Source organism: Microcoleus sp. PH2017_34_RAT_O_A (genome assembly GCF_020737885.1).
Classification (GTDB): domain Bacteria; phylum Cyanobacteriota; class Cyanobacteriia; order Cyanobacteriales; family Microcoleaceae; genus Microcoleus.
The window spans coordinates 6,360-26,922 of record NZ_JAEQDD010000119.1 but is presented as its reverse complement, the minus strand read 5'-3'; the positions used below and the strand labels follow the sequence as shown (position 1 = coordinate 26,922).

The window sequence follows — 20,563 nt, the reverse complement described above, 5'->3', positions numbered from 1 at the left end:
AAATTCTCATGTCTAATTCCGCAAACCCCCAACCAAATCCTGAAAATATGCAAACTATCAAAGCGCCCCCTGCAACGAAGATTCAGAGTAAGAAATCAGGCTTTTTGACTATTAAAGATGTATCAAAAGTCTACCCAAACCTGAAAGAACCAGAAAAACCTTTCGTGATTCTCGACGGTGTGAACCTGACGATTAATGAAGGCGAATTTATTTGTTTGATCGGTCACTCTGGCTGCGGCAAATCAACTTTGCTGAACATGATTGCGGGATTTAACGGGCCGACAAGCGGAGAAGTTGCTCTCGAAGGTGCGCGGATTACTGAACCGGGCCCCGATCGCATGGTGGTGTTTCAAAACTACTCGCTGCTACCGTGGCTGACTGCTACAGAAAACATCCACCTCGGTGTTGAAACTGTTTACGGGGATAAGTCCGCAGAGGAACACGACAAGATCGTCAAAGATAACCTGGAATTAGTGGGGCTGACAGAAGCTTGCAACAAAAGACCGGGCCAGTTGTCGGGCGGTATGAAACAGCGGGTGGCGATCGCCCGAGCCCTGGCAACTCGTCCCAAACTGCTGATTTTGGACGAACCCTTCGGAGCACTAGATCCGATTACCAGGGAAGAATTGCAGGAAGAATTGCTGAAAATCTGGCACGAGTACAAAATTACGATCGTCATGATTACTCACGATATTGATGAAGCTTTGTTTTTAGCCGATCGCATCGTGATGATGACCAACGGCCCTGCTGCATCAATCGGCGAAGATATGCACATTCCCTTCAGCCGTCCCCGCAACCGCACGCGGATGATGGAAGACCCGAAATACTACGAACTCCGCAACTTTGCTTTAGAATTCCTGTTCTCTCGCTACGCCCACCACGAAGAGGACACAACGGACTCAGAAATGGCACCCGTCGTCCTGCCATTACCCGCTAGCAAAAAGCCTGGGGCTACTGCTGACAAGCCCATGCCACCGGTATCCTTTGTGCCTCACGCTGCACAACCCTTAGAAGCCTCGCCAATCAAAGGTGGCGTCCTGGCAATCTCGTGGTTGGTAACAATGGCAACTTTAGCTGCTGTCAATACATCTGCTGTTTCCAGCCAACTCAAGCAAGCCAAGCTAGCAGAAACTGCACCAGCACCAACTGCGGCGGCGGTTGTCAGTTCTCCTCCCAGCCCTGCACCGATTGCTGCCAGTCCTGCACCAATTGCAGCCAGTCCTGCATCCATTGCCAGTCCTGCATCCATTGCCAGTCCTGCACCGAGTGCTGCTGCAAGTCCTGCATCCATTGCCAGTCCTGCACCGAGTGCTGCTGCAAGTCCTGCATCCATTGCCAGTCCTGCAACCTCACCCACCAAGGCAGCAAGCAGTGCAGGTTCAGGAATTTCGGACAAAGCTGAACTTGATGCGATCGGAAATCAGTTGTATGCACGAATTGACGAAAATTGGAAAACAACTCCGACATTTACCCAAAGTTTGACCTATCGAGTCAAAGTGAAACAAAACGGAGATATCGTACAGTTCGAGCCCACAAATAAAGCAGCTAAAGATTTCCTCAAAGAAACTCCTCTGCCGACTTTGCAAACTCCTGCCGGTGCCGCAGCAGGCGCTCAAAAAACTGCTGATTTCCAAGTAACGTTTAGCCCCACCAGCGGTGGCGGCGGCTTATTAGAAGTTAAAACCGCGAAATAGGTGACTTATACCATTTTTGCATTGGATAGTTGAAGATTTTCGATTGAGAAGCCGATCGCCTCGGCTCGATCGACTACTATAAAATAGGTTTGTAGTGAGGACTTTAGTCCTTCTTTCGGCGGACTAAAGTCCTCACTACAAACCTATCCGAGTGCGATCGCGAGTTTAACTAAAGATAGCGGTTAATTTGAAATCAGGGTATTTTCCGCTTATGTAAAGCATTTCCGGGGTAATTTAGTAATTATTGATACATTATTTGTAGGAGTCCTCAGTTCCAACTATAATGACGAATTACGAATTATCCATGAGCTTTCAAAAATTAGCATCTAAAATCACCAGATGGAAACTATAAAAACTCTTTGTCCTTACTGCGGTGTAGGTTGCGGTCTAGAAGTTGTTCCCGACAAAAAACAAACTTGGAAAGTGCGGGGCGATCGCAATCACCCATCGACTCAGGGCATGGTTTGTATCAAGGGAGCAACGGTAACAGAGTCCATTCGCAGCGATCGGCTACTTTATCCGATGATGCGAGAGACTCTCGACCAGCCGTTCCGTCGCGCTAGCTGGGACGAAGCTCTCAATGCCATTGTTGACCGCATCCAGGCAATTCGCAGTACCAGTGGGCCAGATGCTTTGTGCGTTTACGGTTCAGGTCAATTCGCTACAGAAGATTATTATGTTGCCCAGAAACTCATGAAAGGTTGTCTGGGCACTAATAATTTTGATGCGAATTCTCGTTTGTGTATGTCTTCAGCGGTTTCGGGATACGTTCAAAGTTTTGGTTCGGACGGGCCGCCTTGCTGTTACGACGATTTAGAATTAACAGATTGCGCTTTTATTATCGGCAGCAATACAGCGGAATGCCATCCAATTGTATTCAATCGATTAGTAAAGTACCACAAAAAACATCCCGATGTCAAGATAGTTGTGGTAGATCCGAGGCGGACTCCGACTGCTGAAGTCGCAGATTTGCACTTGGCAATTAAACCAGGGACGGACATAGATTTACTCAATGGAATGGCATATTTGCTGTTGCGGAGGCAAGCAATAGATCCTGAGTTTATTCAAGAATGCACGGCAAATTTTTCAGCTTTTGCTGAAGTTGTCAGCAGCTATACGCCGGAGTTTGTAGCCTCGCGCTGCGGCATTACTGTCAGCGAGTTAGAAACTGCTGCCAACTATTGGGAACAGTCACAACGGGTTTTGTCTCTGTGGTCGATGGGAATTAACCAGTCCTCCGAAGGTACGGCAAAGGTGCGATCGCTAATTAATTTGCACTTGATGACTGGTCAAATCGGCAAACCGGGATCTGGCCCGTTTTCCCTCACAGGCCAGCCAAACGCGATGGGAGGCCGGGAAGCTGGAGGACTTTCTCACTTACTTCCAGGCTACCGCTTTGTCAAAAATGACGAACACAGAACCCAAGTCGAGGAGTTTTGGGGAATCGCACCGGGAAGCATTTCGCCGAATCCAGGCCGCAATGCTTGGGATATGATTACCGGTTTGGAAACTGGCGATGTTGAGTTGTTGTGGATTGCCGCCACCAATCCGGTGGTGAGTATGCCGGATTTGGAACGGACAAAAGCTGCTTTGTTGCGATCGCCCTTGACGATTTATCAAGAAGCATACTATCCCACCGAAACCTCAGCCTACGCTCACATCCTGCTGCCGGCAACCCAGTGGAGCGAAAAAACCGGAGTGATGACGAATTCCGAACGCCGCGTGACGCTTTGTCCCGGTTTCGATGAACCATCCGGCGAAGCGCGCGACGACTGGAAGATTTTTGCAGAAGTCGGCCGCCGGTTGGGTTTTGCCGAACACTTTGCTTTCGACAGCAGCGCCGATATATACAAAGAATACGTGCAGTTGACACGCGATCGTCCCTGCGACGTAACAGGCCTCAGCCATGAATATTTGCGCCTTCAAGGCCCCCAACAGTGGCCATGTCCCGAAAATCAGCCTGTGCATCCAGCGACTGAAGCTAAACGGCTGTATACTGACAGGCGTTTTCACACTCCTGACGGGCGGGCGAGATTTTCGGCCTATCACTCCCGGGGACTAGCAGAACCACCAGATCCCGACTATCCGTTTGTGTTAACCACAGGAAGAGTTTACGGACATTGGCACACGATGACTCGGACTGGGAGAACAGAGAAAATCAATAAATTGCACCCAGATCCGTTTTTGGAAATTCACCCGCGCGATGCTGCTAAATTGCAGATTAAGGAGGGTGATTTGCTAGAAGTTCGATCGCGCCGCGGTAAGGCTCAGTTTCCAGCAAAAGTCACCAAGGCGATCGCCCCTGGTACGCTATTTGTACCGATGCACTGGGGTTCTCTGTGGGCAGAAAGTGCTGAAGCCAATGCCATGACTCATGCTACAAGTTGTCCAGATTCCAAACAGCCCGAGTTAAAAGCTTGTGCGGTGCAGTTAGTGCTGATTGGGGCAGAAGTGGCCGCAGAAGTTGGGGAGTTTAATTGGGCAAAATCCACCGTCACGGTCAATTCTTGAGTTGCCGTCCAACTTTACCTTGGTTTCTTGCCACAGACTCAAATAAAATTCTAGTTTTTTTGTCAATAAACCCAGTTTCTTAGCTATGGCTGAGGCACAATAGCAGGGTACTCTACAGCAATCAAGACCTTTGTCAGTCGATTTTCTATTTTTCGATTTTCCATTTTTTGATTTACTCCACAGATGCAATCTGGGAGTTGGAACTTTGGCGTTGGCCGTTCGCTTGTCGAAGGGTCTCAAATTTTGGGATCTCCACGACTTAAGTCCGGGGCTTGTACCTGTTTTTGGGCAAGGTTATCGAGTAATTTTGAGTTATTACCAGAAAGAATTGGTTGAAAGCCCGCCCGTCTTTGAGGGAGAAATTAAAATCAGACTATTCATTACTCCAATCCTCGGACTTCCAGGTAGAGGTCGCTCTCAAACAGTCAACAGTCAACAGTCAACAGTCAACTGTTGAAGCACCCGACAAGCTGCGTTCTCCCGCAGAGTTCGCGAATCAAGAAAATTAAATTTATTTTTTCTAGTTTTTCCTGCTTTATTCGGGGTTTTTCCTGATTCCTTGTTCCTGATTCCTGATTCCTGATTCTTTATTCCTTATTTTTAGTCGATCGAGCGGATCGGAAAAATTGCAGTTTGCACCTATAGGTGCTATGCTATTTTTATAAGGCTTTATTTTCGGCAGTACAGTTCGTTCGATCGGCGTTCCTCCGGATTTAAATCTCTACAACCTCGATTCTGGAGAATGTTCAATGTCAATCTATGTCGGCAATTTATCCTACGAAGTAACGCAGGAGCACCTCAACCAAACTTTTGGAGAGTACGGCACAGTAAAGCGCGTTCAATTGCCTGCTGACCGCGAAACAGGTCGGATGCGGGGCTTCGCTTTCGTAGAAATGTCTACTGAAGCAGAAGAAGCCGCAGCCATTGAGGCTCTTGACGGTGCTGAGTGGATGGGTCGCGACCTCAAAGTCAACAAGGCAAAACCCCGCGAAGAGCGCGGTTCTTCCAACAGCGGCAACTGGGGCAACAACGACCGCTCTTCTCGCCGCTACTAAACCACCCAAGCTAAAAATTTAGCTTGGTCGTGTGTTCGACAGGGCGAAAATGCAGTCAACAATCCTTATCTGTTGAGAATAAGTAGTTGATTGTGCGATCGTACCGTGTCTGAAAGTCCTCAAACTCTTGATAAGCTAGAGTTTGAGGTTTTTTTATTTGCAAAATTTCTGAATCGGGAAATGGACTGTGTGCGATCGATTTCGGAGCTGACCCGAAAGCCTGTAAAATATAACGGGCAGAAAAAATAACCTTCCTCAGACTCCGGTTTTCCGAGGGAAACAAGCAATCACAGAGTTTCGGGATTGCCAAGTGTACCGAAGAATGACAGAATGATCGACGATCGCTAAATCATCGGTATGCTGAAAAAACTATTTAGGCAAATTTCTAAGTTTGGCAGTGATGAACAATTTCTGCATTTTACAGAAAATGTAGAAGTCATAATATCCAAAATTTTATCGCTGGCGATGATTTTGGTAATTATAATCAGCGTTTGCGATTTGCTGATTTATTTAGCAAAAGAATTGTTTAACGACCACGAGAGTTTTTTATTAAAAGATACGTTGTTTGTCATATTCGGGTTGTTTTTAAATGTTTTAATTGCCCTGGAAATCTTGGAAAATATTACAGCTTATCTGAAAAAGCACGTAATTCAAGTAGAGCTAGTTATTGTAACTTCTTTGATAGCAGTATCTCGAAAAATAATCATTCTTGACCTAGAAAAAAAAACAGCAGCCGACTTGATTGGTTTAGCAGCAGCCATTTTCGCGCTTTCCATCAGTTACTTGATAGTGCGGTTTGCCAATAAAGCAAATGATTAATATTGGTCATTAGTCATTAGTCATCAGTCATTAGTAATTCGGAATTGGGAATTGTCATCAATAACTAATACCCAATCCGGCTTTGCTTGAAAAATCCTTTCCTTTCTTGTCTAGAAAAATGGGCGGTTGAAACCGCCGTCTTGCCTAGATGTCTTCCAATAAACCAGCAGGAGGCACAATTTCAATTCTGCCTTTCTCCAAGTCAACAATTGGCACAATCTCTTGCACAAAAGGAATCAAAACTTTCGTTGATTTAGGTTCTTTAACCCGGATTTTCCGTGGTTTGCGGGTATTTCTGGGGTCAGCATTTGCTGTGGGAGTTTCAGGGCGTTTTGGCTTAGCTACTCCTGGGGGGACAACTTCCGGCGCTGTGAGATTAGTTTCTACCTCTAAAAGGTCGTTACCTGCGGGGATAATATCGCTTACCTTACCTAGGATTTCCCCGGTTAACTGGTTAAAAACTTCCATACCAAGCAAATCTTGGACGTAAAACTCACCAGCTTCGAGGTAAGGTCGATCGCCCTTTTCGATTAACAACTTACAGCCCCGCAGCGCTTCAGCGCCATCGCGGTCTTCTACACCCTCCACCTCTACAGCATACAACCCTTTGCCTGGAATGTAGCGACCGCCCAAAAACTCGATCGGTTCCGGTTCACTTTTCTTAGGGCGCAAAAGCCACCGCCTCCCCGGTTCAATAAACCTTTCCGGGAAATCCGAATCGGGATAGACTCGCACTTCCCCGTATAAACCTTGAGCTGCTACAATTGTACCGATTTCTATCCACTCAGACATAAATTCTATTACTCAAATTGCTAATCATTAGTCATTAGGGTAATTGGTAATTGGTAATTGGTAATTGGTAATTGGTAATTGGTAATTGGTAATTGGTAATTGGTAATTGGTAATTGGTAATTGGTAATTGGTAATTGCTAATTGGTAATTGGTAATTGCTAATTGGTAATTGCTAATTGGGTAATTCTCCCCCTCTCCCTCTCTCCCCCTTCTGACGGGTGTAGGTTTTTTGGTAAAAGCCTTATCCCATAAGAGTTTGAGATTTTAAGATGCAAAAGCCCAAAACCTTTGCACTGTCTAAATTTGCTGGGTTTTGCCAGGGGAAAACCTACACCTGTCAGCTCTCCCTTTCTCCCCATCTCCCCCTCTCCCCCTCTCCCTTCTTCCCTCTTTACCGAAAAATTGGGTTTAAAGCCTCGTCCTTCTAGGACGACTTTTCGAGAGTGTTCTGATAAGTTCGCCAACAATATCGGACTTGGTTCGACTATTCTGTTTGGCGTATTCCTCAAGCATATCCATCTGGGCCTCTGATACTCTGATGTACAATTCTTTCTTTGCCATTTTGTGTACAGATGTGGTACACTAATTATAGTGGATAGGGTAATCAACCACTTAAAAAACCCAGTCGCCGAGAGGCACACTGAACAAGAGAAAATTGAATCTATGCGGTTCTACTGCATTTTTCTAGACTCCACCTCGCAGTAGGTAAAAGATTCAGAGGAGCTAGACGAACAGTTTTTTTGAGACATATCGTTTCAAATTAAAAAAGAACTTGGAGCAATCCAACTAGGGTAGGGCATACCCGAAGTCGCTTGGGGAGAGTCCCACCTCGCTTGCTAGACACTGCAAGGTATCTAGGTTAAGTGGTCTCGTTGAGCCAAGAATCCCCGCACCTTAAGGTCGGGGAGTGTCAAACCAACCCACTTCTCAGTGCGACAACGGCTGCTTGCACGCGATCGTCCACAGCCAACTTATTCATAATACCGCGAACATGAGTTTTAATAGTATTTGGACTCAAATAAAGTGCCGCCGCTATCTCCGGATTGCTGTTACCTTCCACCATTAACTTTAACACCTCTAATTCCCGCTGTGACAATTGGCCAAAAGTAGTTGTAGAGGCTGGTGTAGGCGGTTTGAGGTGATCGATGACAGTCCGAGCAATTTGAGGATCGAGGTAAGTAGCCCCCTCTGCTGCCGCTGCAATCGCTGCTAACAGCCTGTCTACGGAAGCACCTTTAATACAATAAGCATCAGCACCGCTTGAAAGGGCAGCAATAATTTCAGTTTCAGCGGTATGAGAAGTTAACATTACCACTCTAACTTCCGGCAGTTGTGCTTTAATTTGCTGCGTCGCTGCTATGCCGTCCAGTCGCGGCAAACCGATATCCATTACAATAATATCTGGTTTCAGCTTCAGTGCGGCGGCTACGCCTAAATATCCATCTTCTGCTTGTCCTACTATTTCTATTTCTGGGGAATCGGCTAAAACTTGCTCTAATCCCAGTTGCATCATCGGATCGTCTTCAACAATTAGAATTTTCATTGTTAATTGGGAATGGGGAATTGGGAATTGGGAATTGGGAATTGGGAATTGGGAATTGGGAATTGGGAATTGGGAATTGGGAATTGGGAATTGGGAATTGGTAGGTTCTCAACAATAACAAATAACTAATAACTGCCAACTGCCAACTGACTACTGACTACTGACGGGAGCATCTCTGTTTTGCATTTATTATAGTAATGAGATGCTCCCCAACTGCCAACTGTCAACTGACAACTGTCAACTGTCAACTGTCAACTAACTTTTAAAACTTCTACAAATTCACCAGGCAAAATCCAGGTTTCCGATGCGGGCAAAACTGCTAAACCAGTCGTATTTGCGAGGTTAATTAAATTTGCTGAATTTTGGCTGCCGCTTGCAGGTTCAAATTCCCAGAATCCGGCAACTAAATGTAGTTTACCCCAAACATAAGTTTCGCGCTTGCCTGGCGATCGCAATTCAACATCACATCGAGCCCGCACAAACTCCGGGCCCCAAGCATCCGCGCCCAGCCCAGACATCTTTCGCAAAGCAGGCACAACAAACCGCCAACAGCATACTAAAGCCGAAACTGGATTTCCCGGCAAACCAAAATAGAGACAATCCGAACTCGCAATCGGCAAATCGGATTTTTCTTCATCTCGTTTAAATGCAGCGACAGTCAAAGGTTTACCCGGCTTAATCGCCACAGAACTAATGTGAACTTTGCCTTGCAACTCCGCCAATATTTGCTCGATATAATCGTAATCTCCTACCGAAACGCCACCCGTAGAAAGCACCACATCTGCTGTCGAAACAGCCTGAGTGATTGCCTCCTTTAGCGCATCTTTACTATCAGGAACAATCCCCAATCGAATCGGTTCAAATCCCATTTGAGTCAACAACACTGTCAAAGCATACTGATTTGAATCTACCAGTTTACCGTAAGTCAAAGTTTTGTCTGGCGATACCAATTCGTCACCCGTAGAAAAAATAGCCACCCGCAAACGCCGATAGACTGGAACTTGAATGCACTGTGCAGTTGCTAGTACCGCCATTTCTGGGGCGTTGATAACTGTACCCGGAGTTAGTAAATTTGTTCCTGCTTGATAAAAAGTGCCTTTGTGCCTGACAAATGCTTGTGGCTTTTCAGGAGAAACTAAGATAAAAATGCGATCGCCCTCACGCCTCGTTTCTTCCTGCATTACCACCGTATCAGCACCATCTGGCATCATCGCGCCCGTAAAAATTCGGGCTGCTTGGCCCGATTGCACGGTAGTTTGAGGCTGATATCCGGCTGGAATCTCCTCGACTACTTCGAGTACCGCAGGTTTTTCGGCGCTGCAATTTTCCACATCAGCAAACCGCACCGCATAGCCATCCATTGCCGAATTGTCCCAATAAGGAAAATCGAGGGAACCGGTGACGGGTGCAGCCAAAATGCGCCCCGATGCTGCCAACAAGTCTACAATTTCTACATCCCGCTGACTGTCGAGGGATTGCGCCAAATTTAGAACGATAGATTCTGCTTCTTTTACGGACAGCATCAGTGTCACCCAGTTTAACAAGACTCTTCTTAGTTTAGCAAATCAGCAGCTATAGTGGAAATGTATTTTTTGATTCCTCTGCGGTAAACCGTTTTTTGTCGTCCTTAGCTTATGACTATTTTTCGCTCAGCTTTTCGACTCAATTGTTTATCTCTATTTCTGGTGGGATTTCTGGTTGTCCTGACTCAACTTTCAGGCTTGCAAGTCAGCGATTTATTCTTTCACCCTTTTTTCTCCCCCAATCCCAATGTGGCTTTATTAACTCGAACCTTTCAAATCTTATGTGCTGTGCCAGTTATTGTTTGTAGCTTTAGCTATGGATTGGCTAAAACTATGCAACTGCGCCCTACGGAAACTCGATTTATTCTGTTCTCTGCTTTGTTGACAGGCGCATTTCTGCTCAATGAAATTTACAGGATTCATCTATATATTAGCGCCTTGGGAATTCCTAAGTTAGGAGTTAGTTTGTTGTACGCTATATTTGTGTTCTCCTACGGATGGTTTTTTCGGCGAGAACTACAGTCTACTCCCTACAAAATCTTGTTGGCTGGATTGGGATTGTTGTTTTTTGCGATCGGCATGGACGCGCTGAAGTTAGAAGGCAAGATCTTAGCTAGTTTATTAGAAGGGGTTCCTAAGTTATTGAGCGAAATCAACATTGCATTTTATTATTGGTATGTCTGCAAATCTTTCCTGGAAAAAAGTTTTCATAACAAGATGAACGCGTCATTATAACTTTGTGATATAATGCCAACACAAGTATTTCGCAAAATCTTCCGGCTTCAAAAATAGCATTCTCCGGTTTGCGATTTACACAACCTGCATCGCTCGGCCTTTATCTGCGGTTACAATAGTCCAAGTGCAGCCTCTAAAATACCATGCTAGCAGTTACTATCAACTTTAATGCGATCGCCCAAATCAACGACGACCAATTTTATCAACTGTGTCGCCAAAACCCCGAGGTCAAATTTGAACGCAACGCCCAAGGAGAAATAACCGTTATGTCACCCACAGGAGGAGAAACCGGAAATTACAATTTTGAAATATCTATTGATTTTGGAATTTGGAACAGACGAACTAAACTAGGAGTTTGTTTCGATTCTTCAACTTGCTTCAAACTCCCCAGCGGTGCCAATCGTTCCCCCGATGTTTCTTGGATTAAACAAGAAAGATGGGATGCACTCACTCCCGAAGAAAAACAAAAATTTCCTCCGATTGCCCCAGATTTTGTTTTAGAGTTAATGTCGCCGACAGACAGTCTAAAAGATGCTCAAGACAAAATGCAAGAATACATGGAAAACCAAGTAAAATTAGGCTGGTTAATCAACCGTAAAACGCGCAGAGTTGAAATCTACCGCGAAGGACAAGAAAAAGAAATTATCGAATGTCCCGCAGAACTTTCTGGAGAACACATTTTGCCCGGTTTCGTGCTAAACTTGCGATCGCTGTGGACATAATAGCTAAATCCGAATCCGAGAAACCGGGTTTTTTCCCAATCTGCGGGTTGCACCGAAGTATGTATTAAAAAACCCGGTTTCTGAGTCTCCAATCTGCGTTAAAAAAATCTAATGGAAACTAAAGTAACAACTTCCCTAACAGCCGAACAACACAAACAAAAAATGCAGCGCCGACAAGAAGTTCAGGCGCAGCGAATTGCTAATGCTGCTGAAGATAAAGGTTTGATAATTGTGAATACGGGTAACGGTAAAGGCAAAACTACGGCTGCTTTAGGCATGGTTTTGCGATCGCTCGGTCACGGCTACCGCGTCGCCATAGTACAATTTATCAAAGGAGCTTGGGAACCGGCAGAGAAAGCTGTTTTTGAACTCTGGGAAAATCAGCTAGAATTTCATGCGATGGGTGAAGGCTTTACTTGGGATACGCAGGATCGCGATCGAGATATTGCTACAGCTCAAAAAGCCTGGGATAAAGCTGTAACCTTTATCTGCAATCCTGAGTTTAGGTTAGTCTTGCTAGATGAAGTCAATATAGCATTAAAGTTGGGTTATTTGCAAGTCGAACAAGTGCTCGCAGCCTTAGAACAAAAACCCAAAGACTCTCATGTAATTCTCACCGGCAGAGGCGCGCCACCCGAATTAATTGAACGCGCCGATTTGGTGACGGAAATGACTTTGGTTAAGCATCCATTTCGAGAACAAGGTATTAAGGCTCAAGCTGGTATTGAGTATTAGTTTTGATTGCTAAGCTGTCGCGCAAATAAACATTGCATATTCGGGACGGGCTAGAAGCCCATCCCACAAGACTTGGATTATTTATTGACATACAGTTTAAATGCCGCAACAGCTTAAATCTTCAATTTTTTCAAGAATTGCAAATCTTGCCACGCTTGAATGACATTGCCTTGCATTAAAGCGGCTAAACCGTTTAAAATTCTAATTTCCGGTAGGTTCGGGTTAAGGGCGAGTGCGGGTTTTAAGGCTGTTTCAGCGGCTTTTGGGTGCCAGCCGTAAATCTGGACGAAGGCGAGATAAGCGTAAGCATAGGGGTTTTGAGAGTCTAGTTGGGTGACTTTTTCTAAAGCCCCGATCGCACTTTCGACATTTTGCTGCAATACTCTAGAAAATGCCAAAGCATAGGCGAATTCTAGATTGTTCGGTTCCTGCTTCAGCCGATATGCTAACGCTTGTTCCGCTTGCACGGTATAATCTTGAGTTGGATCGTACTGATTGATCCGTCCAATCTGCTCGAATACTGGTTCCAAACCGGGCAATCCTTTGGGTAAATTAACCGCCATCGCCCGCAATTGAGTTACCAAATCTAACTCGGGCGTATCTTCATTTGCTGGGACTTGCTCGGCGATTTTCAATTTTTTATCGTTTTCGTTATCCGTGCGAGTCTGGGAAGCAATAACCTCGGGCTGAGCGTCGATTTTAAGCGTTACCTGCGGCACATTGATTGGATAAGTTTCCCCGGTTTTGCGATTGAGATAAGTCGCTTGCAGATTGTAACTTCCCGGTGCAATATTAGCAGGAGTTAGCATCGCCGTGCGATCGACTACTCGAAACCCCACAGCAAATTTATCGGCTTCCAGCATTCCCGGATGCAAAGTTGCCTGGCCGATCGCGCGATCGTGTAAAATCCTCACAGTCTGTCCCGGTGCAACATCGCCAGACTGCTGATTTTGCCACGTTAACAAGACTAAACCAGACTGCAACTGCTGCCAAGGCCCAGACCAAGTATAAGTCACCGGCAACGCTATACCGGGAACCGGTTTTGCCAAAACAGTCACCTGCTCTAATTGTACTTGCGATCGCGCTTCAGGCAACGGCTGTATTTCCACCGGGTGCAACTGCTTGCGGTAAAGATTCAAATTAGTATTGTCAGGCAAAACCCAACTTTTTTGCAAGTTAAACTTACCACCAGTTTCAATCGCCGCCACCGCTGCATTTTGAGCTTTTTTAATCCGTTCCCGAATCGAACCTTGCGGGCCAGTTTTGGTAACAAACCAAGAAAGCGATCGCACATCTTGCGGCACTTCTTTTAAATTGGTTCCCACCTGTCGCCCGTAAACCTGAAAATTCGCCAAAGCACCGTAATAATTCAAATTGTGCTGGTTAATTTCCGGTGTGGAAGGCAACACGCCCAAAGTCGATTGCAAATAAGGTTCGGTATCAATAATTTCGGCAATTACTTCTTGGTGCGGCCACTGTTTACCTAAATAAGGATAGCTAGAATTGCCGGGACTGACAACTTGAACGGAGTTGTTTCCCAAACCACCGCCCAGCGGCCAGATATGGAACAGCATCGCTAGGATTCCTAAGCCAATTGTTCCCCAACGAATTTGCTTTCCCCAACGCTGCGGCCACAGGGTTAAACAGTAGGCTAAAAATATTGCTAATATTGGCAAATAAGGTATCACATATCGGTCATCTTTGTTGATATTTAGGGAATTAATTAAATAAGCTCCTATCCAAAATACCCCCAGCCACCGACAGGAGTCAAGGTACAAGATTGACTGACTATCGGCTCGATTTCGCCAATAATAGAGTATAAATCCGACTAAGGGAATCAGTAACAGAGGCCAGGAAACCTGTTCTGGTAAGTGCTGAATATAGTAAATCCAAGCACCGATCGTATTCAGGCCCGGATCTCCTTCGGCGATCGCAGAATCGAACGTTGCCCGTTTTCCCCCGGTCAAAATTAACAGCCAATTGGTTTTTGCCCACGGGCCAAACACGGCAGCAGACAGCAACAAAGCACCAGCTAATTGAGCTAATCTTCCCCAAGCTTTTTGTCGCACTGCACCAACTGCTAACCACAGAATCGGTGTAAACAAAAATAATACTGTAGTGTGTTTAACTAATATTGATAAGCCAAGAGAAATTCCAAAGGCGATCGCCCAGAAGAAAGATAATCGATTCAGGTAAAATATTTTACGATTTTCCTGATTTTTTCTCTCCGTTATATATACGGCAAAATCCGCTGCCGCATTTTCTTGTTTCTTCCACATTGTCAGACAATAGAAACAAAAAGTAATCGCAGCAGTTAGGGGAAAATCTAGCAAAAATTGCAGGCGGAAGCGATAAAGTCCCGGTAACAAAACGCAAATTGCAGCAGCCCACAAACCGACTTGTCGATTAAATAATTTGGTGCCCAAATTGTAAACTGAGGCGAGCAGAATAGCACTAAATAATAAATGAACGAGGGTTGCCCGATCGCCCCCAGTACCAAAAATATGCAGAAACGGCACCGTTAAGATGTACACCAAGGGCGGAATCTTCGTCGAAAGCAGCCAGAAACTTGTCCACCAGTCGCCGGAAAACCATTGAGGATGCTGCAACGCCTGTAAGTAATTCAGCGTGCTAGTGAGGTATTCTGCTTGATCCCAGGCGGGTACAGATCGATCGCAGGCAAACCAGAGGCGATCGCTAATTGCCCCCAGCAGCCAAATTATGCCTAAGATCAGCATACTCTTGCCCCGGCTGTCCCGATGTTGCTGTGCCATTGCGATTTTTGGATTTTAGCTTGCAGTTTTTAGCTTACAGGTGGGCGGTTCCGGGCGCTCTAAAAATTATTTTGAAAAAGTGCTTGCTAAATTCCGTATGTGTCTGCTAAGGTAGTTAAGCGTAAAAAAACAAGCCGAGATAGCTCAGTTGGTAGAGCAGTGGACTGAAAATCCACGTGTCCGGAGTTCAAATCTCCGTCTTGGCATCGCAAAGCCCTCACAAAGTTGAGGGCTTTTTATTGGGGAAAATACGGGCTGTGCAGTCAATTATTTTTGAGTCAGATACGCTGCTAATTCTGGAATTTCACCAGCGCGCTGCCACTCAGCTTCCCCAAGTCTCACTTTGGTGCGATCGGTAATTTGCTGCACATCTCGCAACTGTCGCTTAGTATAAGGCCCCTCGGCTTTACCGCTGCGGAATACGTACCACTGAGCCTGCTGTGACTTAGGCTTTTTAGTTGCTGACGCAGGTTTTCTGACAGGCTTCATCCGAGCATCGCCGAACTCGGCTACAAGCTGGTTGAGCTCGACTTCAATTGGATCGGCGGCGGGTAAATTACGATCGCGCGAGCTCTTTTTGGCCTCGGGCTTACCCCTAGCAATTTCTACTTCGCGACGCCAACCCCAAAAATGCCACTGCGCCACCCAAACTAGCGCCACGGCAGATCCTAACATCTCTTCTTCTGTTTCTGACCATGTTGACGGCTCTCCAAACAGCACAGAACCGATCGCACCAAAGACGATCGCACTCAAATTGAAATAAATTAGGTAGGTAGTATCATTCGCCGCTAAATGCCAACTGGTTGTATGCCGAACCAAAGATTGAGTAGCTGCTGTTTTGTTGTGTTTCCAAGCTGTGCGAGCTTGAACCCGACTGTAACCAGGAGAGTGGGCCGGCCACCACTTCGCGGCCCAATTAACTAAATGCGCCGACCAATACTGCAAAGCTGCATATCCGACTATGCCACTGAGAAATACAGAAATAACTAATAGAAAGGTCGTCAGTGGCAGCAGTTGTTTTGGCACCATTGGCGCCGTCACAAAAGTCAGCACAAAAAACGGCATACCGGTTAGTGTTGGTACTAACAGAAGTTGCAATATTTTAAGCAATTGTGCATAGAAAATCCAGAGGAATTTGACCAGAATTTTCAGCAGCCTTGCAAAGCGGAAGTGATACAAATAAGCCGATGCGATCGCAGTTCCGATAATTAAAGCAACAATTGAGCCCGAAGAGTCCCTCAGCGGCAGCATCAAAAAGGCGATCGCCGGAATTCCCATGACGATCGCAGCCGGCAGCGTCGCAAATGCGATAAACCCTTCCCTCCAGTGCAGCCAAGGCGATACTGTTACTGTCGGCGGTTGGTTCTGGCTGCGACTTTCCACCCACTCAGCAAATTTAGCTAATCCCCAATGGTAGAAAGCAAATAACGGGATTTGGCACAACCAAGCAAAGGCGATCGCGCCTTCGTCATAACTCCTGATGCTGCGCCAGTACGCTGTGCTAAATCTGTAGGAGTAGTAGTAATATCCAGGCAGCAGTACCGAAACAATTAGCCAAAAGCCACTGCTTAATGCAAAACCTTTTGCCCATGATGCAGGAAGGGGGAGGAACTTCGGCCAGTTATTCATGAGAGGGACAATTGAGGCGGATATCAATATTGTCCCACTACACTTGAGCTTCCGCAATTGCTTTAGCCTTCAGACAAAGTATTGGTTCATCCTTGAACCTCCCTCAGACAGATCCATGTTTTAAGAATAGCGCTACATTCGGGCACTCTCGATCGCCCCAAAACCCTTCCTGATTACAAATCCGATCGCTTGTCGCTGCTTTCGTCATCGCCACAATTGCTAAATCAACAACTCAACCGCGCTTTGACGATCGCATTAATATCGAACAAATTCCGATTTAGAGTCAACATAATTTTCCTTCTCTTTCCCTAAAAGCCTCGGAATCTCGATCGAACTCATGAAATACTCTGGCAATTTTTGATTGACAAAAAGGATTATTTCTAGTATGCAAGCTCGAAAATGGTGTTAAACTCATCTGACTCGGAGAATCACCCAGCCGGAAACAACAGGCTACAATCAATAATAGATTCTATTTCCATAACAATACTGTTTATAGCTTGAACTCCTCAGTGCCCTACAACAACACCTCAACTCAATCCTTTCAATTTGACTCAATTGACAGCGCCCTGGCAGACCTGAAAGCAGGTCGGATGCTGGTAGTAGTCGATGACGAAAACCGCGAAAACGAAGGCGACGTGATTTGTGCCGCCCAATTCGCCACCCCCGACAATATCAATTTCATGGCAGTACAGGCCCGGGGTTTGATTTGTCTGGCATTGACTGGCGATCGACTCGATCGCCTAGAACTGCCTCTCATGGTCAGCAAAAACACCGACAACAACCAAACCGCCTTCACTGTCAGCATCGATGCAGTCAACGGCGTCAGCACCGGCATCTCCGCCGAAGACCGCGCCCGCACCATCCAAGTAGCCATCCACCCAGATACCAAACCTCAAGATTTGCGCCGTCCCGGTCATATTTTCCCGCTGCGGGCGATCGACGGTGGCGTCCTCAAACGCGCCGGTCACACCGAGGCCTCCGTTGACCTCGCCAGACTCGCCGGCCTCTATCCCAGCGGCGTCATCTGCGAAATTCAAAACCCCGACGGTTCGATGGCGAGGTTGCCCGAATTGATCGAATACGCCAAAACCCACAACCTCAAAATCATCAGCATTGCTGACTTAATTAGCTACCGCCTCAAGCACGATCGATTTGTCCGCCGCGAAACAGTCGCCAAATTGCCGACTGAATTCGGCGAGTTTACGATCTACGCCTACCGCGACACTCAAGACAATTCAGAACACGTTGCCATTGTCAAGGGCGACCCGGCAGAATTTAAAGACAAACCCGTGATGGTGCGGGTGCATTCCGAATGTCTGACCGGAGATGCTTTGGGATCCCTGCGCTGCGACTGTCGGATGCAACTGCAAGCAGCACTGAAAATGATCGAAAATGCCGGTTGCGGCATCATAGTTTACTTGCGCCAAGAAGGTCGGGGGATTGGACTGGTCAATAAACTCAAAGCTTACTCGCTGCAAGATATCGGATACGATACCGTAGAAGCTAACGAACGCTTGGGCTTTCCCGCCGACTTGCGGAACTACGGCGTTGGAGCACAAATGCTTAACGATTTGGGAGTGGAAAAAATTCGGTTGATTACCAACAACCCGCGAAAAATTGCCGGTTTGAAAGGTTACGGCATTGAAGTAGTCGATCGCGTCCCCTTACTCATTGAAGCCACAGATTACAACTCGATCTATCTGGCAACCAAAGCCGAAAAACTAGGTCATATGCTGCTGCAAACTTATTTAGTCACAGTAGCGATTCAGTACGAAACGAAGGAAGAAGGAAGAAGGAAGAAGGAAGAAGGAAAAGAGGAAGATTCGGCCATTCAAAATCGGTACGAACACCTTGAGAAACTGCGGCATTTGGTAGCAAGTCGCGATTTACTACTGCAAGAAGAAGCGCGGCCGGTGGGAATAGCCCTGTTCGGAGAAAGCTCCCTCATCGTTCACCTCGGCTTCGACCAGGCCGGACTCGCAGCCCCCGATTGGTACAAAGATCCAAACCATCCTTACGTCAGGGCGATCGGGCAAATTCTTGAATCTATCAGCACAGAGCCCGACTTGCAAACATTAGAATTCATGGTTTCCTCCGGCGCAGATCCGCTCAAAACCCTGCAAGTCCAGCTCGATCGCGAAAGCTTCCCCCTGGAACAAGTCGCGTCCGCCTGTGCGAAACTTCAACCTCAAAAAATCTATAGTTTTTCCGCTATTCCCGATTCTGCCCTCGGAATGTCAAGCTAAGGTCAAGACTAGAAAGGGCGAATCGATATGGAAATGAACGTTGGTGACTTTTTGCACCGGCTCGACCTCAGGGGACAACCGCTTAAAGGCACCAACCTCGGCGGTGCAGAACTCCGGGGAGCGAACCTCAGGGGAACAGACCTCCGAGAAACCAACCTGAGCGACGCAATTCTCAGGTATGCAGATCTGATCGAAGCCGATCTCACCCGCGCCAATCTTAGCGGGGCGGATTTAGCTGAGTCATTTCTGAATTTAGCCAACCTCACCAGAACCGATTTGACCGGTGCTGTCCTCCGAGAAGCTACTCTCGTAGGAGCAGAACTCACGGGAGCCAACCTCAAACAAGCAAGTTTGATCAAGGCCAATTTAGTTGGAGCCAATCTCCAGCAAGCCAACTTAACCAGAGCCAATCTCAGTGGAGCAGATTTGCGAGGCTCTCAGATGACTGGCGTTATTTTAGACAAGACAGTCTACAACAACCGGACAATGTTTCCCGACGATATTGACCCCGCTGCATTGGGAGCAATTTTGCTAGCTCCCAATGCCTCGCTCCCGGGCTTAAATCTGGCTATGGTAGATTTGACCGGAGCCGATTTAAAAGGAGCCGATTTGCGGCGGACAAACTTATACAAAGCTATTTTATTTGGAGCAAAGCTCGATCGGGCAAACTTAGCAGGAGCCAACCTCAGCGCAGCGGACTTGAGGGAAGCCAGTCTCAGCGGCGTCATTTTAGAAAAAGCTGTTTACAGCAACCAAACATTGTTTTCAGAAGGCATTGACCCCCGTCTGGGCGGAGCTTATTTAATTGCTCCTAATGTATCGCTGCAAGGGGTGAACTTAACCGGAGCCGACTTAAACGGGTCAGATTTAAGCGGAGCTAATTTGAGCGGTTCTAACTTGAGTTCGGTCAATCTCAAAAATGTAGACCTCAGTAAAGCTAGCTTAAAAAAAGCTTACCTCAAAGGTGCAAACTTGGAGGGAACAGACTTGAGAGGAGCCGATTTAAGCGGCGCAATTTTGCACCAAGTAAACTTGAGTTCTTCTGACCTCCGGGGTGTAGACTTAACAAGGGCTGACCTCAGCGGCGCTAATTTGAGCGATGCCGACTTGAGGGAAACAGATTTCACCGGAGCTACTTTGCTGTTCGCTAACTTGAGCGGCGCCGACTTGAGAGGTGTAGACTTGACAAAAGCCGACCTCAGCGGCGCGAAGTTAAACGAAGCTGACCTCAGAAAAGCAGATTTGATGAGAGTAAATTTGGAGGGAGCCGATTTAACTGAAGTAGACTTGAGCGATGCTCATTTATTCCGAGTTAATCTCAGAGGTGCTAACCTTAAAGGTGCAAATCTTAAAGGCGCAAGTTTAAAAGGGGTATCTTTGACTGATGCTTATTTGAGCGAAACGGATTTGACTGATGTAGATCTGAATCCGAGTTTCTTTGAACTACCATTAGAATCGGAATGGTAGTTGACAGTTGGCAGTTGGCAGTTGGCAGTTGGCAGTTGGCAGTTGACAGTTAGCAGTTGGCCGTTGCTAGTTGCTAATAATTACGAAATAACAAATAAACAAAAACGAATCACAACTGACGAATCACAACTAACAACTGCCAACTAACAACCCAACGACCCGCGAGCGGGGAAGCTGACAACTAACAACTAACGGGAGCATCTCAGTTTTGCATATAGTGCGATTATACTGCTCGCGATTATACTGCTCGCGATTATACTGCTCGCGATTATACTGCTCGCGATTATACTGCTCGCGATTATACTGCTCGCGATTATA

16 protein-coding genes and 1 tRNA gene are annotated in these 20,563 nt (G+C 46.4%); 12 read left to right on the top strand and 5 right to left on the bottom strand.

Annotated elements, in window-relative coordinates; all coding sequences use genetic code 11:
- Positions 1-8: 8 nt before the first annotated feature.
- The 5 genes from JGK11_RS28880 (at position 9) to JGK11_RS28860 (ending at position 6,079) form a co-directional block, all read left to right on the top strand.
- Positions 9-1,694 carry a nitrate ABC transporter ATP-binding protein gene (locus tag JGK11_RS28880; protein WP_293197334.1) on the top strand — a complete coding sequence of 562 codons (1,686 nt, stop codon included), beginning with the start codon at positions 9-11 and terminating at the stop codon, positions 1,692-1,694.
- 339 nt (positions 1,695-2,033) lie between these two features.
- On the top strand, positions 2,034-4,205 hold the full coding sequence (locus JGK11_RS28875; protein WP_293213893.1) for a nitrate reductase: 2,172 nt from the start codon (positions 2,034-2,036) through the stop codon (positions 4,203-4,205).
- Between the two features lie 130 nt (positions 4,206-4,335).
- Complete coding sequence (locus JGK11_RS28870) at positions 4,336-4,662, top strand: hypothetical protein (protein ID WP_293184233.1); 327 nt, start codon at positions 4,336-4,338, stop codon at positions 4,660-4,662.
- A 292-nt stretch (positions 4,663-4,954) separates the two neighbouring features.
- Entirely contained in the window at positions 4,955-5,260 is a 306-nt protein-coding gene (locus JGK11_RS28865) for an RNA-binding protein (RefSeq protein WP_293148182.1), read from the top strand.
- 357 nt (positions 5,261-5,617) lie between these two features.
- A complete protein-coding gene (locus JGK11_RS28860) occupies positions 5,618-6,079 on the top strand; it encodes a phosphate-starvation-inducible PsiE family protein (protein WP_293184235.1) in 462 nt (153 codons plus the stop codon).
- Between the two features lie 144 nt (positions 6,080-6,223).
- On the opposite strand, the gene rimM is transcribed toward JGK11_RS28860, so the two are convergent.
- The 3 genes from rimM to glp form a co-directional block, all read right to left on the bottom strand.
- A complete protein-coding gene (gene rimM, locus JGK11_RS28855) occupies positions 6,224-6,871 on the bottom strand; it encodes a ribosome maturation factor RimM (RefSeq protein ID WP_293213891.1) in 648 nt (215 codons plus the stop codon).
- A 910-nt stretch (positions 6,872-7,781) separates the two neighbouring features.
- The gene (locus JGK11_RS28850; RefSeq protein ID WP_293148190.1) at positions 7,782-8,414 is read right to left on the bottom strand and encodes a response regulator transcription factor; all 633 of its coding nucleotides are present in this window, start codon (positions 8,412-8,414) and stop codon (positions 7,782-7,784) included.
- A 251-nt stretch (positions 8,415-8,665) separates the two neighbouring features.
- Positions 8,666-9,937, bottom strand: coding sequence for a gephyrin-like molybdotransferase Glp (gene glp, locus JGK11_RS28845; RefSeq protein WP_293213888.1), 1,272 nt, complete (start codon positions 9,935-9,937; stop codon positions 8,666-8,668).
- A 111-nt stretch (positions 9,938-10,048) separates the two neighbouring features.
- On the opposite strand from glp, the gene JGK11_RS28840 reads away from it, so the two are divergent.
- The 3 genes from JGK11_RS28840 (at position 10,049) to cobO (ending at position 12,129) form a co-directional block, all read left to right on the top strand.
- Positions 10,049-10,672 (top strand): hypothetical protein, encoded by a 624-nt coding sequence (locus JGK11_RS28840; RefSeq protein WP_293184246.1) that lies wholly within the window; start codon positions 10,049-10,051, stop codon positions 10,670-10,672.
- Positions 10,673-10,815: 143 nt separating this feature from the next.
- Entirely contained in the window at positions 10,816-11,394 is a 579-nt protein-coding gene (locus tag JGK11_RS28835) for a Uma2 family endonuclease (RefSeq protein WP_293192541.1), read from the top strand.
- A 111-nt stretch (positions 11,395-11,505) separates the two neighbouring features.
- Complete coding sequence (gene cobO, locus JGK11_RS28830; RefSeq protein ID WP_293184250.1) at positions 11,506-12,129, top strand: cob(I)yrinic acid a,c-diamide adenosyltransferase; 624 nt, start codon at positions 11,506-11,508, stop codon at positions 12,127-12,129.
- Positions 12,130-12,242: 113 nt separating this feature from the next.
- On the opposite strand, the gene JGK11_RS28825 is transcribed toward cobO, so the two are convergent.
- Positions 12,243-14,903 carry a glycosyltransferase family 39 protein gene (locus tag JGK11_RS28825; protein WP_293213885.1) on the bottom strand — a complete coding sequence of 887 codons (2,661 nt, stop codon included), beginning with the start codon at positions 14,901-14,903 and terminating at the stop codon, positions 12,243-12,245.
- A gap of 133 nt (positions 14,904-15,036) precedes the next feature.
- Between JGK11_RS28825 and JGK11_RS28820 the strand changes: the two genes are divergently transcribed.
- Positions 15,037-15,109 (top strand) — tRNA-Phe (locus JGK11_RS28820).
- A gap of 61 nt (positions 15,110-15,170) precedes the next feature.
- Here JGK11_RS28820 and JGK11_RS28815 read toward each other — a convergent pair.
- Positions 15,171-16,532: a DUF4339 domain-containing protein gene (locus tag JGK11_RS28815; RefSeq protein WP_293213883.1), complete on the bottom strand. Its 1,362-nt coding sequence runs from the start codon at positions 16,530-16,532 to the stop codon at positions 15,171-15,173.
- Between the two features lie 509 nt (positions 16,533-17,041).
- On the opposite strand from JGK11_RS28815, the gene ribBA reads away from it, so the two are divergent.
- The 3 genes from ribBA to JGK11_RS28800 are packed head-to-tail and all read left to right on the top strand — an operon-like array spanning position 17,042 to position 20,392.
- Positions 17,042-18,778 (top strand): bifunctional 3,4-dihydroxy-2-butanone-4-phosphate synthase/GTP cyclohydrolase II, encoded by a 1,737-nt coding sequence (ribBA, locus tag JGK11_RS28810; RefSeq protein ID WP_293192536.1) that lies wholly within the window; start codon positions 17,042-17,044, stop codon positions 18,776-18,778.
- Positions 18,779-18,811: 33 nt separating this feature from the next.
- A complete protein-coding gene (locus tag JGK11_RS28805; RefSeq protein ID WP_293184260.1) occupies positions 18,812-20,245 on the top strand; it encodes a pentapeptide repeat-containing protein in 1,434 nt (477 codons plus the stop codon).
- Positions 20,246-20,392: a hypothetical protein gene (locus tag JGK11_RS28800; RefSeq protein WP_293213880.1), complete on the top strand. Its 147-nt coding sequence runs from the start codon at positions 20,246-20,248 to the stop codon at positions 20,390-20,392. It abuts the gene before it with no gap.
- Positions 20,393-20,563: the final 171 nt, after the last annotated feature.

Bases quoted from the DNA above. Each gene is read 5' to 3' on its own strand.
- JGK11_RS28815 (WP_293213883.1), bottom strand. From the start codon at position 16,532: ATGAATAACTGGCCGAAGTTCCTCCCCCTTCCTGCATCATGGGCAAAA.
- JGK11_RS28850 (WP_293148190.1), bottom strand. From the start codon at position 8,414: ATGAAAATTCTAATTGTTGAAGACGATCCGATGATGCAACTGGGATTA.
- JGK11_RS28880 (WP_293197334.1), top strand. From the start codon at position 9: ATGTCTAATTCCGCAAACCCCCAACCAAATCCTGAAAATATGCAAACT.
- glp (WP_293213888.1), bottom strand. From the start codon at position 9,937: ATGCTGTCCGTAAAAGAAGCAGAATCTATCGTTCTAAATTTGGCGCAA.
- JGK11_RS28860 (WP_293184235.1), top strand. From the start codon at position 5,618: ATGCTGAAAAAACTATTTAGGCAAATTTCTAAGTTTGGCAGTGATGAA.
- JGK11_RS28805 (WP_293184260.1), top strand. From the start codon at position 18,812: ATGAACGTTGGTGACTTTTTGCACCGGCTCGACCTCAGGGGACAACCG.
- JGK11_RS28835 (WP_293192541.1), top strand. From the start codon at position 10,816: ATGCTAGCAGTTACTATCAACTTTAATGCGATCGCCCAAATCAACGAC.
- JGK11_RS28840 (WP_293184246.1), top strand. From the start codon at position 10,049: ATGACTATTTTTCGCTCAGCTTTTCGACTCAATTGTTTATCTCTATTT.
- rimM (WP_293213891.1), bottom strand. From the start codon at position 6,871: ATGTCTGAGTGGATAGAAATCGGTACAATTGTAGCAGCTCAAGGTTTA.
- cobO (WP_293184250.1), top strand. From the start codon at position 11,506: ATGGAAACTAAAGTAACAACTTCCCTAACAGCCGAACAACACAAACAA.
- JGK11_RS28825 (WP_293213885.1), bottom strand. From the start codon at position 14,903: ATGGCACAGCAACATCGGGACAGCCGGGGCAAGAGTATGCTGATCTTA.
- JGK11_RS28875 (WP_293213893.1), top strand. From the start codon at position 2,034: ATGGAAACTATAAAAACTCTTTGTCCTTACTGCGGTGTAGGTTGCGGT.
- JGK11_RS28865 (WP_293148182.1), top strand. From the start codon at position 4,955: ATGTCAATCTATGTCGGCAATTTATCCTACGAAGTAACGCAGGAGCAC.